We start from the raw sequence: 13,726 nt of genomic DNA, 5'->3' as shown, positions 1-13,726 counted from the left end.
CTTGTGGGTCTGGCTTTGAGTATGGCTACAGAGTGTGTAGCTTTTTCTTACAAGCTGGGAAGAGCGGCATTATACGGTGAGGATTGTGACGCGCGGGGTGAGTTTGTAGCTAGGGATGTCGGGGGACGCGGAGCGTCCCGGGCTGCATTCCCACGCGGAGCGTGGGAATGATCGGTGCGCCACAAGGTTTACCCGGCCGCAGGGAGGGGGTTATTGATCGTCCCCACGCTCCCGCGTGGGAACGCCGCCAGGGACGCTCCGCGTTCCGCTTTTGGCAGTCCGCGGTAATCCGGTCAAATCCCTTCGCTGATCGGCAACACGTAGTTCTTGAACTCGGTGTCTTCCTTGAAGCCAATCGATTCGTAGGTTTTCTGCGCGACTTCGTTGTTGCTGCTGGTGGAGACGCGCATGCGTACGGCGTTGGTTTCCTTGGCCATTTTTTTTGCGGTGCGGATCAGGTTGTCGGCCACCAGTTGGCGGCGGGCGTCTTCGGCGACGTAGATGTCGTTGAGGATCCACACGCGCTTGAGCGACAGCGACGAGAAGCTTGGGTAGAGCTGGCAGAAGCCCAGCAGTTTGTTGTCGTCGTCATCCGGCAAGGCCAGGTAGATCACCGACTCCTTGCGGCGCAGGCGTTTTTCGAGGAAGGCTCGGGACGAGTCCGGGTAGGGCAGTGAGCCGTAGAATTCCCGGTACTTGACGAACAATGGGGTCAGCAGGTCCAGGTGTTCCAGGGTCGCTTGGATAATCCGCATGGTAGGTCTCGTCTGCAAGGGTCGACAGATATTCAGACAACAACTTCGCGCTGCCGTGCTTTTGATGCTGCCTGAAAGCGGATCAAAAACGCAATCGGATAAACGGATCAGCTTTGGGGCGGCGTCAGTAGGAAGTTACCTTTCATATCGGCGGTATTTTCCGAGTCTAGAGTTTGTAGCTGGGCTTCGTCCTTCAGATTGACCCCCGAGAGCTGGCGGCGACAGGCCTCGCGCATCAAGTAGACCAGGCGGTGAGCGGCCATGCCGTAGCTCAGGCCTTCGAGGCGGACGTTGGAGATGCAGTTGCGATAGGCATCGGTCAGGCCGACCTTGGGGTTGTAGGTGAAATACAGCCCCAGGCTGTCGGGGGAGCTGAGGCCGGGGCGTTCGCCGATCAGGATCACCGACATTTTTGCACCGAGCCGCTGCGCCACTTCATCGGCCACCGCCACCCGGCCTTGTTCCACCAGGATCACGGGCGACACCGACCAGCCATCAGCGGCGATCTGTTCTTCCAGCCGCGCCAGGAACGGCAGCGTATGCCGATGCACCGCCAGCGCTGACAGGCCATCAGCGACGACGATGGCCAGGTCCACGCCGCCGGGATGGGCCGTTGCGTAGTCGTCCAGGATTTGTGCGGAGCTCTCGTCGAGCCGTCGGCCCAGGTCCGGGCGCTGCAAGTAGCTGTGGCGGTCGGCGGCGGCGCTGTGGAGCAACAGGCTTTCGCGGCCGCGTTCAGCCAGTTGCGCACGAATCCCTTGGTGATCGAACGCCAGGTGCACCGCATCGCGGGCCTGGGCGTGGGCGTATTGGAAGTCCAATTGCGCCTGGGTCGGCAGGCTGGTGCCGGTGCGGCCCAGGGCGATGCGCGCCGGGGTCAGGCGGCGCAGTTCCAGCCAAGGGTTTTGTGGATCGACAGGTTTGTTATCCATCGGCAGCTCACTTATCCCAAATGTGCCAGGGCGTGACGAAACGCCGGAGGCAGGTTGTCGCCAAACCGCACCCGACCATCGGCCTGGGTGAAGATGCCCATGTTCGCCAGCCAGGTTTCGAATTCCGGCGCCGGTTTCAGGCCCAGGGTCTGGCGGGCGTAGAGGGCGTCGTGGAACGAGGTGGTCTGGTAGTTGAGCATGATGTCGTCGGAGCCGGGGATGCCCATGATGAAGTTGATTCCGGCCACACCCAGCAGGGTCAGCAGGGTGTCCATGTCGTCCTGGTCGGCTTCGGCGTGGTTGGTGTAGCAGATGTCGCAGCCCATCGGCACGCCCAACAGCTTGCCGCAGAAGTGGTCTTCGAGGCCGGCGCGGATGATCTGTTTGCCGTTGTACAGGTATTCCGGGCCGATGAAGCCTACAACCGTATTCACCAAGAATGGCTTGAAATGCCGTGCCACGGCGTAGGCCCGGGTTTCGCAGGTCTGTTGATCGACGCCGTGGTGGGCGTTGGCCGACAGCGCGCTGCCCTGGCCGGTTTCGAAATACATCAGGTTGTTGCCGAGGGTGCCGCGATTCAGGCTCAGCCCGGCGTCGTAGCCTTCCTTCAACACGTTGAGGTTGATGCCGAAACTGGCGTTGGCCGCTTCGGTGCCGGCGATGGACTGGAACACCAGGTCCAGGGGCACGCCACGGTTGGCCGCTTCGATGGAGGTGGTGACGTGGGTCAGCACACAGCCTTGGGTGGGGATGTCGTAGCGCTGGATGATGGCGTCGAGCATTTCCAGCATGGCGCAGATCGACGCCGTGCTGTCGGTGGCCGGGTTGATGCCGATCATGGCGTCGCCATTACCGTAGAGCAGGCCGTCGAGAATGCTCGCGGCGATCCCGGCCGGTTCGTCGGTGGGGTGGTTGGGCTGCAGGCGTGTGGACAGGCGCCCGCGCAGGCCGAGGGTGCCGCGGAACTTGGTCACCACGCGGATTTTCTGCGCCACCAGCACCAGATCCTGCACGCGCATGATCTTGGAAACGGCGGCGACCATTTCCGGCGTCAGGCCCGGAGCCAGCGCCCGCAGACTTTGTTCATCAGCGGCGTCGCTGAGCAGCCAGTCGCGAAAGCCGCCGACGGTGAGGTGGCTGACGGCGGCGAAGGCCTGTTTATCATGAGTGTCGACGATCAGCCGGGTGACTTCGTCGACCTCGTAAGGAATCAGCATTTCTTGCAGGAAATGGCTGAGGGGCAGGTCAGCCAAGGCCATTTGCGCAGCTACCCGCTCACCATCGTTGAGCGCCGCGACTTCGGCCAGGAAATCCCCGGAACGCGCCGGGCTGGCCTTGGCCATCAGCTCTTTGAGACTGTCGAAGCGATAGGTCTGGGCGCCGACGGAATGGGCGAATGCGGCCATGGGGCGGTGTCCTCCTGGTTCTCTAAATAACTCAACTACAACCCGTAACCTTTGTGGGAGCGAGCTTGCTCGCGATAGCGGTGTGTCATTCAACACATGTGCCAGATGTAAGACCGTTATCGCGAGCAAGCTCGCTCCCACAGGGTGGCGGTGTGCACTTTTAAATGGCAGGCACCGAGCCCTCAGCCCGGCGCCGGTGCAACTTTCAGATACCTGTGAGCATAGCGTCCGCCGGTGCATCGGAGCGTTGCTTGGCGGTCAGTTGGAAATACAGGTAGCCGACAATCATGAAGCCGAGGAACACCAGGCCGATCACGGTGTTGAACCACGCCATCGCCACCAGGCACACCACCGCCAGGAACAACGCAATGCCCGGCACGATCGGGTAGCCCGGGGCACGGAAGGTGCGCTCCAGGTTTGGTTCGGTCTTACGCAATCTGAACAGGCTGAGCATGCTGATGATGTACATCACGATGGCGCCGAACACCGACATGGTGATCATCGCAGCGGTCAGGGTCATGCCTTGCAGGTTGACCAGGCCATCGCTGTAGATCGCCGCGATGCCGATTACGCCACCAGCCAGGATCGCCCGGTGCGGGGTCTGGAAGCGCGAGAGTTTCGCCAGGCCACGGGGCAGGTAACCGGCCCGGGCCAGGGCGAAGAACTGCCGCGAGTAGCCGAGGATGATTCCGTGGAAACTCGCCACCAGGCCAAACAGGCCGATCCACACCAGCATGTGCATCCACGTTGAGTTGTTGCCGACCACGGCCTTCATGGCCTGGGGCAGCGGGTCGTTGATGTTCGACAGGGTACGCCAGTCACCGACGCCGCCGGCCATGACCATCACGCCAATGGCCAGGAACACCAGGGTCAGGATGCCGCTGACATAAGCGCGGGGGATTGTGCGTTTCGGGTCCTTGGCTTCTTCGGCGGCCATGGCCGCGCCTTCGATGGCGAGGAAGAACCAGATCGCGAAGGGGATCGCCGCGAAAATACCCGGGATCGAGGCGAGGCTGAATTCATTGGAGCCGGCCCAGCCGTTGAGCACGAAGTTGCTGAAGCTGAAGCCCGGCGCGACCACGCCCATGAACACCAGCAATTCGGCGACCGCCAGCACGGTGACCACCAGCTCGAACGCGGCGGCGATGCTGACGCCGAGGATGTTCAGGGTCATGAACACGATGTATGCGCCAACCGCCGCGAGCTTGGGGTCCAGTTCCGGGAATTGCACGTTGAGGTAGGCGCCGATGGCCATGGCGATGGCCGGGGGCGCAAAGACGAATTCGATCAGCGTGGCGATCCCGGCGATCAGCCCGCCTTTCTCACCAAAGGCCCGTCGGCTGTAGGCAAACGGCCCGCCAGCGTGAGGAATCGCGGTGGTCAGTTCGGTGAAACTGAAGATGAAGCAGGTGTACATCAACGCCACCATGAGCGCGGTGACGAGAAACCCCAGGGTCCCTGCGGTGCCCCAGCCGTAACTCCAGCCGAAGTATTCGCCGGAAATCACCAGGCCGACGGCGATGCCCCATAAATGCAGGGTGCCGAGTGTGGGTTTGAGTTGGGTGGTAGAAGTCATAAGTCCTCTCTGTCTTTTTTATTGTTTGATCTGTTGGACTTTCGGGTTTGTTGTGGAGCGGGCACGCAAGGCTCATGCCAGAGCGGTGGGACAGTGTTTTGATGTTGTCAGTGAGGGCGCCATCGCGAGCAAGCTCGCTCCCACAGTGGATCTATGCCAACCCTGGAAAAGAGTTATCCACAGATCCCTGTGGGAGCGAGCTTGCTCGCGATAGCTATCTAAAGGGCCAGGCAAGATACCTGTGCCTGGCCCCAGGGCTTAGAAGAACCCCAACGGATTGATGTCGTAGCTCACCAGCAGGTTTTTGGTCTGCTGGTAGTGATCGAGCATCATCTTGTGCGTCTCACGACCCACGCCGGACTTCTTGTAGCCACCGAACGCGGCGTGCGCCGGGTACAGGTGGTAGCAGTTGGTCCACACGCGCCCGGCCTTGATCGCCCGGCCCATGCGGTAGGCGCGGTTGATATCGCGGGTCCACAGGCCGGCGCCGAGGCCGAACTCGGTGTCGTTGGCAATCGCCAGGGCTTCGGCTTCGTCCTTGAAGGTGGTGATGCTCACCACTGGGCCGAAGATTTCTTCCTGGAACACACGCATTTTATTGGTGCCCTTGAGCAGGGTCGGCTGGATGTAGTAACCGCTGGCCAGGTCGCCTGCGAGTTTTTCCACCTTGCCACCGGTCAGTAGCTCGGCGCCTTCGCCCTTGGCGATTTCCAGGTACGAAAGAATCTTGTCGAATTGCTGTTCGGACGCCTGGGCGCCGACCATGGTGTCGGTGTCCAGCGGGTCGCCGCGTTTGATCTGCAGGACTTTGTTCATTACCACTTTCATGAACTCGTCGTAGATCGATTCTTGCACCAGGGCGCGGGATGGGCAGGTGCAGACTTCGCCCTGGTTGAAGAACGCCAGCACCAGGCCTTCGGCAGCTTTTTCGATGAAGCTCGGCTCGGCCTGCATGATGTCTTCGAAGAAGATGTTCGGCGACTTGCCGCCCAGTTCCACGGTAGACGGGATGATGTTCTCGGCGGCGCATTTCATGATGTGCGAGCCGACTGGGGTAGAACCGGTAAAGGCGATCTTGGCGATGCGCTTGCTGGTCGCCAGGGCTTCACCGGCTTCTTTACCGAAGCCTTGCACCACGTTCAGCACGCCGGGCGGCAACAGGTCGCCGATCAACTCCATGAGCACGCAGATGCCCAGTGGGGTTTGCTCGGCTGGCTTGAGCACCACGCAGTTACCGGCGGCCAGGGCCGGGGCGAGTTTCCAGGCGGCCATCAGCAGCGGGAAGTTCCACGGGATGATTTGCCCGACCACGCCCAGCGGTTCATGGATGTGATAGGCCACAGTGTTGCCGTCGATCTCGGCGGCGCTGCCTTCCTGTGCCCGCAGGCAACCGGCGAAGTAGCGGAAGTGGTCGGCGGCCAGGGGGATGTCGGCATTGAGGGTTTCGCGCACGGCCTTGCCGTTGTCCCAGGACTCGGTGATCGCCAGCACTTCGAGGTTGGCTTCGATGCGGTCGGCGATTTTCAACAGGACCAGCGAACGGGCCTGGGCCGAAGTGGCGCCCCAGGCATCCGCAGCGGCGTGGGCGGCGTCCAGGGCTTTTTCGATGTCTTCGGCCGTGGAACGCGGGAATTCGGCAATGGGCTGGCCATTGACCGGGGAAGTATTGGTGAAGTACTGACCTTTGACAGGCGCGACGAACTCGCCGCCGATGTAGTTACCGTATTTGCTCTTGAACGAAACGATAGCGCCTTCAGTACCGGGGTGAGCGTAACGCATGATGAGTTCTCCTTGGCTTTTGTGCTTATAAGGGAGCCGCGCAAAATTGAGCGCCGGTAATTAAGCCTAGAGCAAAGGTTGGGCCATTGCCTTGCAGGGCCCGTAAATCAAGACTTTAGGAGGAGTTCGTCGGACAAACGGATGCGCTGCGTGACGATTGCGATACAGCCAGTGTGACAGTTTGTGCCATAGGCGAGACAGTCTGTGACTGTCAGGTCGCGCCAGCATTGCAAAGGCTGTTGGGCTGGAGGATGCTGAGGGCCGCTACCCTCGGGGAGAACAATAAGAAATGCACAGCAACCACTTGAGTCGCCATGCCCAACAAGTCCTGACGGTCACCCAGGGCAAGGCCCACCTGCAGGGCCCCGGCAGCGATCCGTCGATTGCCCGTTCCTGGCTGCGTTGCCTCGAGGACTATCACCTCGACCCGGCCCAGAACCTCGCGCCGACGGTGCTTGAGCATGGCCGGGTGCTGGAAAGCCGCGAACGCCTGCAACAGGTGCTGCACATCGCCGGCAGCGAAATGACCAGCCTTCATCAGCAACTCTCCGGTGCCGGCCACGCGGTGCTGCTGACCGACGCCCGGGGCGTGATCCTCAACTGCGTCACGGCCCCCAGCGAGCGCAAGATTTTCGAACGGGCCGGGCTCTGGCTCGGCGCCGACTGGAGCGAAGCCTGCGAAGGCACCAACGGCATCGGCACCTGCCTGGTGGAACGCCAGGCCCTGACCATCCACCAGGAAGAACATTTCCGTGGCCGCCACACCGGTCTGACCTGCTCGGCCAGCCCGGTCTTCGACCCCCAGGGCGAGCTGCTGGCGGTGCTCGACGTGTCTTCGGCCCGGCCGGACGTGTCGCGCCAGAGCCAGTTCCACACCATGGCCCTGGTCAATCTCTCGGCGAAGATGATCGAGAGCTGTTATTTCCTGCGTTGCTTCGACAACCAATGGCTGCTGCGTTTTCACCTGCAAGCCGAGTCCGTGGGGCTGTTCAGTGAAGGGTTGCTGGCGTTCGACGGCGAAGGGCGGATCAGTGCGCTCAACCAGAGCGCGCTCAACCTCTTGGGGCATATTCGCGGCAGCTTGCTGGGCCAACGGGTGGAAGACTTTTTCGATTGTTCGCTGGACGAGTTGCTTGGCCGCGCCAGCGTAAATGCCAGTGCGAGCTGGCCGTTGCGCACCCGTGACGGTCGGCATTTGTTCGCTGTACTGCGTGGCCAGCCACGTAGCGTGCCGGTGCCGGTCGCTCCGCTGCTCAAGGCCATCGAGCCTGCGCGGCTGCCGGGCATCTGCCTGGGGGATGCGGCGTTGCAGGAGCATTTTCGCAAGGCGCTGCGGGTGTTCGAGCGCGATGTGCCGCTGCTGATCCACGGCGAAACCGGCTCCGGCAAAGAAGCCTTCGCCAAGGCCGTGCACCACGCCAGCCAGCGCGCCGGGAAAAACTTCGTCGCCCTCAACTGCGCGGCCATCCCGGAAAGCCTGATCGAGAGCGAGCTGTTCGGCTATCGCGGCGGCAGTTTCACCGGTGCGCGCAAGGAAGGCATGCGCGGCAAGCTGCAACAAGCCGACGGCGGCACGTTGTTCCTCGATGAAATCGGCGACATGCCCCTGGCCTTGCAGACCCGTTTGCTGCGGGTGCTGGAAGATCGCCAGGTGGTGCCCATCGGCGGCGAGCCCGAAGCGGTCAACGTGCGCATCATCAGCGCCACCCACCGGCAATTGTTGGAGCGGGTGCAGGACGGCAGTTTCCGCGAGGATCTGTACTACCGGCTCAATGGCCTGGAAATCCCGCTGCCGGCGTTGCGCGAGCGCAGTGACAAGTCGCAACTGTTGGATTTCCTGCTGGCCGAGGAGAGCGGCGGCGAGACGGTGATCATCGACGAATCGGCACGCCAGGCGTTGCTGGGCTTCGACTGGCCGGGCAACGTGCGGCAACTGCGCAATGTATTGCGGACCCTTGCTGCGTTGTGCGACGGCGGGCGGATTGGCTTGGAGGACTTGCCGGCGATGATTCGCCAGCGTCCGGTTGCAGTGGTTGAGGCGGTGGCAGAACGGCCACTGGAAGATGCCGAGCGTGTGGCGCTGCTCGATGTGCTGGAGCGCCAGCGCTGGCACATGACCCACACCGCCGAACAACTGGGCATCAGCCGCAATACCCTTTACCGGAAGCTGCGCAAGCACGCCATTGCCCGCTGAACCGTTGATGATCGTTCCCACGCTCTGCGTGGGAATGCAGCCAGGGACGCTCCGCGTCCCCAAGAAGCCGAACGCGGAGCGTCCGTTGAGGCATTCCCACGCGGAGCGTGGGAACGATCAGTCTGATCCGTAAGCAAAGAGTGCGATTTCCCCCTCCCTACGCTAACCTGCGGCCATGTTTTACGAGGTCGACTATGCACATTCATATTCTCGGTATCTGCGGCACTTTCATGGGTTCGATGGCCGTTTTGGCCAAGGAGCTGGGTCATCACGTGACCGGCTCTGACGCCAACGTCTACCCGCCGATGAGCACGCAGCTGGAGGCCCAGGGCATTGAGCTGACCCAAGGCTACGACCCGGCGCAGTTGGACCCGGCGCCGGACCTGGTGGTCATCGGCAACGCCATGTCCCGTGGCAACCCAGCGGTGGAGTACGTGCTCAACAAAGGCCTGCCGTACGTGTCGGGCCCGCAGTGGCTGGCCGATCACGTGTTGCAGGGCCGTTGGGTCCTGGCCGTGGCCGGCACCCACGGCAAAACCACCACCAGCAGCATGCTCGCCTGGGTGCTGGAGCACGCGGGCATGAGCCCGGGCTTTTTGATCGGCGGCGTGCCGCAGAATTTCTCGGTGTCGGCGCGCCTGGGCGGCACGCCGTTCTTCGTGATCGAGGCCGACGAATACGACAGCGCGTTTTTCGACAAGCGCTCGAAATTCGTCCACTACCGTCCGCGCACGGCGATCCTCAACAACCTTGAGTTCGATCATGCGGACATCTTCCCCGATCTGCCGGCCATCGAGCGACAGTTCCACCATTTAGTGCGCACTATTCCGAGCGAAGGCCTGGTGATTCACCCGACCACCGAACCGGCCTTGCAGCGCGTCATTGAAATGGGCTGCTGGACCCCGGTGCAAACCACCGGCGCGGGCGGGCAGTGGCAGGTCAAGTTGCTCAAGGACGACGGTTCGCAGTTCGAAGTGATGTTTGAAGGCGTGTCCCAGGGCGTGGTCGAGTGGGACATGACCGGCCAGCACAACGTCGCCAATGCCCTGGCCACCCTCGCGGCGGCCCGCCATGTTGGCGTGGTGCCGTCCATGGGCATTGCCGCGTTGAGCGCGTTCAAGAGCGTGAAACGGCGCATGGAAAAAGTCGCCGAGGTGCGTGGCATCACCATCTACGACGACTTCGCTCACCACCCGACGGCCATCGCCACCACCCTCGACGGGCTGCGCAAGCGCATCGGTGACGCGCCGCTGATCGCGATCATCGAACCGCGCTCCAACTCCATGAAACTCGGTGCTCACCGCGACGGCCTGCCGGAAAGCGTGGTCGATGCCGATCAGGTGATCTGGTACGCGCCGGCCAACCTCGGCTGGGACTTGGGGGCTACGGCTGCGTTGTGCACAGTGCCATCGATTGTCAGCGATTCCCTGGAAGGCATCATCGAGCGTGTGAAAAGCCAGGCCCAGCCCGGCACCCACGTGGTGATCATGAGCAACGGCGGCTTCGGCGGCTTGCACGGCAAGCTGGCCGAGGCACTGAAATGAACGCTCACTTGCAGGGCAATGGCCCCGAACGCATCACGCTGGCGATGACCGGTGCTTCCGGCGCCCAGTACGGCTTGCGCCTGCTCGATTGCCTGGTGCGCGAAGACCGCGAGGTGCATTTCCTGATCTCCAAGGCCGCGCAACTGGTGATGGCCACCGAAACCGACGTGACCTTACCGGCCAAGACCCAGATGATGCAGGCCTTCCTCACCGAATACACCGGTGCGGCGGCGGGGCAGATTCGCGTGTACGGCAAGGAAGACTGGATGTCGCCGGTGGCCTCGGGCTCCGGTGCCCCGGCGGCGATGGTGGTGGTGCCGTGTTCCACGGGGACGCTGTCGGCGATTGCCACCGGCGCTTGCAACAACCTGATCGAACGGGCCGCGGACGTCACGCTCAAGGAGCGCCGTCAGTTGATCCTGGTGCCGCGGGAAGCGCCGTATTCGAGCATTCACCTGGAGCACATGCTCAAGTTGTCGAACATGGGCGTGACCATCCTGCCGGCCTCGCCGGGCTTTTATCATCAGCCACAGACCATCGACGACCTGATCGATTTTGTGGTGGCGCGGATTCTCAATCTGCTGAATATCCCCCAGGACATGCTGCCGCGTTGGGGCGAGCACCATTTGAGCAGCGATGAATAAGCTCCTGATGCTACTGCTGGCGCTGCAACTGACCGGCTGCGCCACCGCCCGCACCCTCGACGCCGCCAAGCCCGGCGCGCCGGTGGTGTACGCGGGAACGCGCCTGGACCTCTACGCCCTCAATGGCGGCTGCTGCGCCAAGGACCGCTTCGGTGCCGAGGCGCCGAGCTACCCAGGTATTGACCTGCCGGGTAGCGCGCTGCTGGATACCTTGTTGTTACCGTTGTCGTTGTTTACGGCGATAGGTGTGGGGTTTCAGGCGACGGGTGGGATGTAGCAACACCATAGAACCCTGTGGCGAGGGAGCAAGTTTCCTCGCCACAACAGCCGGTGTGGTGCCTTCAACATGGAGGCAAGCTGATCTACCGCCATCGCGAGCAAGCTCGCTCCCACAGGTGATCGAGTTTCTTCAGAAGAAATGCAATCCCTGTGGGAGCGAGCTTGCTCGCGATGGCGCCCGATCAGGCGCTACAGAATCATTTGCCGAGCTTGCGCAACTCATCCGACTCCACCACCCGCACCCCATCCTGCTCTTCCAGCGCCAAACGCCACATGGCGCGGGCCAGTTGGCAGGCTTCGATGCCGTGGTACTTGCCGGGGATCAGCTTCGACAGCGGCCCGGCCAGTTGCTCGGCCAGGCGCGGTTCGGCGCGTTCGCCCAGCAGCAGTGAAGGGCGGCAGATGGTCAGTTGTGGCCAGCCCTGGGCCTTGAGCGCGGTTTCCATTTCGCCTTTGACCCGGTTGTAGAAAATCGATGACTTCGCGTCAGCCCCCAAGGCGCTGATCACGATCAAATGCCGCGCGCCCAGTTCCCGGGCGCGTTTGGCAAATGCCACGACCAGGTCCAGGTCCACCGCGCGAAAGGCTTGTTCAGAGCCGGCTTTCTTGATGGTCGTGCCCAGGCAGCAAAAGGCGATGTCCACCTGCCCGCTGAGTTGTGGCAGCACCTGGTCCGGTTCCCCAACCGGGTTTTCCAGGTGTGGATGCTCGGCCAGTGGCCGGCGTGAAGGCGCCAATACGCGGGTGATGGTCGGCTCGTTGAGCAGCCGATCCAGCAGGTGTTCACCGGTCAACCCGGTGGCTCCGGCGAGCAAAACATGCTGAGGCGTCAAGTACATGGTGTTTCCCCCTTGATACGATTCAGCTTAGTTGCTCTTTATGGCCTCGTCGTTCAATGCAGCACTTTGCAATGCTTTTCGTGCCTGCTGCTTGCGCAGCAGTTGCCAGTGGGAAAGGACGGTCCTGGGCGCCCAGATCTGCGGTTCGGAGGCTTCGAAATTGTCCGCCTGCTCGCGTTCGGCGACGGTGGCCTTGGCCCGTTTGAAGGCCTGCTCCAAGTCGTCGGTCTGGTTCAGCGCCTGGGCGAACAGGGCATCGCCGAAATAGGTGAAGTTGGCCTCCTCGGAGCAGCCGAAGGACACCCGGTCGGCCCGGGACGCGGTCATGATCAGCGTGCGCTCATCCTTGAGGGCCGGGATGAAACCACCGGAGTAGCACGCCGAGATCACTACGATCTTGTCGCGGTTCTTCAGTGGAGCCAGCACCACCGCCAGTTCATCGGCGGGCAGGTCGGCCAGTTCCATGCGCGGCTGGTCGAGCACCAGTTCATGCTCGCTGGTGCCGTGGCTGGTCAGGTAGATGAAGATCAGGTCTTCCGGGCCGCTGCGCTCGGCCAGGGTGGCGGCGGCGCGGCGCAGGCTTTCGCGGCTGGCCATGGGCCGGTCGCTCAGATGATCGCGGTGATTGACCAGGCGGATCTGCCCGAACGCGCCGAAACGGCTGTTGAGCATGTTGGCGACATAGTCGGATTCACGCAGGAACACGCTTTGTTTGCCGTCGCCGCCCAGGGTCAGGCTGTACAGCTCCACCGCCGGCGTCGAGGCCGGGATATTGGCCAAGGCATCCTCCAGCAGACGGCCCTGGGCCAGCAGGCCGAGTTCGAGCACATCCGGTAGCAGCCTGCCATCGGCGTCGCGCACCCGCTGGCCGTTGGCCCAGGTGCCGCTTTGGACCGTACCGTCGCTCAACGCCAAAGTGCCGCGCCCGTGGTAACTGTCGCCTTCGAACTGGCCGATGTAAAAACTGCCGTCGGGCAGGTTCAGGCGGCCTTGACCGCTAAAGCGCCAGTCGCTGAATTGACCGAGGTAATGGCTGCCATCGGCACCGATCAGTTCGCCCTTGCCGGTCAGCGCGCCGTCCTTGAACTGGCCGATCCAGACATCGCCGTCGGCATTTTCGTAGCGCCCGCGCCCGTTGAGCTGGTTGTTCTTGAAGCCGCCGACATAGACATCGCCGTCGGCGCTGTTGAAGGTGCCTTTGCCCTGCAGCTGTCCATCGACGAATTTCCCGGTGAACTGGTTGCCGGTGGCATCGAAGCGCTGGCCCTCGCCGTTGGGCTTGCCGTTGGTGAACGGGCCTTGATACTGGCTGCCATCGTCGAGCTCCAGGCGCCCGAGGCCGGAATAGCGGTCGGCCTTGAATTCGCCGCGGTAGGTCATGCCGTTTTCTTTCAGGGTCCCTTCACCGTCCCGTCGGCCTAGCTTGAAGCTGCCGGTGTAGCTGCTGCTCGGCGTGGTCAGGCTGCCCTGGCCATGGAACAGGCCATTCTGGAACTGGCCGCGATAGACCTCGCCATTGCTGCCATGCCATTCACCGGTGCCGTGCCACTGGCCTTTGTCGAACTGCCCGGCGTACCAGCTGCCGTTGGGGTAGTCGATGCGCCCCTGGCCTTGCAGCAGGCCGTCCACCAGGTCGCCGCGATAGCGTCCGCCGTCGGGCAGGCGCGCGTCGGGAGGCAACAGCGAATCGCCGTCGCCGCAGGCAGTGAGCAACAGGGTCAGAGTCAGGGGAACAAGTAAGCGCATAACGGGATCCAGGTCATCAGGCCACGAGTATG

11 protein-coding genes are annotated in these 13,726 nt (G+C 62.6%); 4 read left to right on the top strand and 7 right to left on the bottom strand.

Annotation, left to right across the window (positions count from 1 at the left end; all coding sequences use genetic code 11):
* Positions 1 to 293: 293 nt before the first annotated feature.
* From SGN16_RS25805 to SGN16_RS25785, 5 genes are all read right to left on the bottom strand, one after another.
* Entirely contained in the window at positions 294 to 755 is a 462-nt protein-coding gene (locus SGN16_RS25805) for a GNAT family N-acetyltransferase (protein ID WP_025569618.1), read from the bottom strand.
* A 107-nt stretch (positions 756 to 862) separates the two neighbouring features.
* Entirely contained in the window at positions 863 to 1,687 is an 825-nt protein-coding gene (eutC, locus tag SGN16_RS25800; protein WP_335945942.1) for an ethanolamine ammonia-lyase subunit EutC, read from the bottom strand.
* Between the two features lie 11 nt (positions 1,688 to 1,698).
* A complete protein-coding gene (locus tag SGN16_RS25795) occupies positions 1,699 to 3,093 on the bottom strand; it encodes an ethanolamine ammonia-lyase subunit EutB (RefSeq protein WP_335945943.1) in 1,395 nt (464 codons plus the stop codon).
* A 205-nt stretch (positions 3,094 to 3,298) separates the two neighbouring features.
* Positions 3,299 to 4,669 (bottom strand): ethanolamine permease, encoded by a 1,371-nt coding sequence (eat, locus tag SGN16_RS25790; protein WP_210641235.1) that lies wholly within the window; start codon positions 4,667 to 4,669, stop codon positions 3,299 to 3,301.
* Between the two features lie 258 nt (positions 4,670 to 4,927).
* The gene (locus tag SGN16_RS25785) at positions 4,928 to 6,448 is read right to left on the bottom strand and encodes an aldehyde dehydrogenase family protein (RefSeq protein ID WP_335945944.1); all 1,521 of its coding nucleotides are present in this window, start codon (positions 6,446 to 6,448) and stop codon (positions 4,928 to 4,930) included.
* A gap of 289 nt (positions 6,449 to 6,737) precedes the next feature.
* Here SGN16_RS25785 and SGN16_RS25780 point away from each other — a divergent pair, with 289 nt between their 5' ends.
* The 4 genes from SGN16_RS25780 to SGN16_RS25765 all read left to right on the top strand — a co-directional run bounded on the left by SGN16_RS25780 (position 6,738) and on the right by SGN16_RS25765 (position 11,107).
* Complete coding sequence (locus tag SGN16_RS25780) at positions 6,738 to 8,642, top strand: sigma-54-dependent Fis family transcriptional regulator (protein ID WP_335945945.1); 1,905 nt, start codon at positions 6,738 to 6,740, stop codon at positions 8,640 to 8,642.
* 194 nt (positions 8,643 to 8,836) lie between these two features.
* Positions 8,837 to 10,186, top strand: coding sequence for a UDP-N-acetylmuramate:L-alanyl-gamma-D-glutamyl-meso-diaminopimelate ligase (gene mpl, locus SGN16_RS25775; protein WP_003205915.1), 1,350 nt, complete (start codon positions 8,837 to 8,839; stop codon positions 10,184 to 10,186).
* Positions 10,183 to 10,830 (top strand): flavin prenyltransferase UbiX, encoded by a 648-nt coding sequence (gene ubiX, locus SGN16_RS25770; protein WP_335945946.1) that lies wholly within the window; start codon positions 10,183 to 10,185, stop codon positions 10,828 to 10,830. The genes mpl and ubiX overlap by 4 nt, the downstream gene beginning before the upstream one ends.
* Positions 10,823 to 11,107 (top strand): YceK/YidQ family lipoprotein, encoded by a 285-nt coding sequence (locus tag SGN16_RS25765; protein WP_210641228.1) that lies wholly within the window; start codon positions 10,823 to 10,825, stop codon positions 11,105 to 11,107. Before ubiX ends, SGN16_RS25765 begins: the two co-directional genes overlap by 8 nt.
* Before the next feature lie 199 nt (positions 11,108 to 11,306).
* Here the strand turns inward: SGN16_RS25765 and SGN16_RS25760 are convergent, their stop codons facing one another.
* Together SGN16_RS25760 and SGN16_RS25755 are read right to left on the bottom strand one after the other, a co-directional pair.
* Positions 11,307 to 11,948, bottom strand: a complete 642-nt coding sequence (locus SGN16_RS25760; RefSeq protein ID WP_335945947.1) for an oxidoreductase — start codon at positions 11,946 to 11,948, stop codon at positions 11,307 to 11,309.
* 27 nt (positions 11,949 to 11,975) lie between these two features.
* Entirely contained in the window at positions 11,976 to 13,694 is a 1,719-nt protein-coding gene (locus SGN16_RS25755; protein WP_335945948.1) for a C13 family peptidase, read from the bottom strand.
* Positions 13,695 to 13,726: the final 32 nt, after the last annotated feature.

This window comes from Pseudomonas sp. G166, assembly GCF_037027455.2.
In the GTDB taxonomy this organism is placed as follows: Bacteria; Pseudomonadota; Gammaproteobacteria; order Pseudomonadales; family Pseudomonadaceae; genus Aquipseudomonas.
Note: the sequence above shows the minus strand (reverse complement) of the source record. Positions and strands in the feature narration are given on the sequence as shown.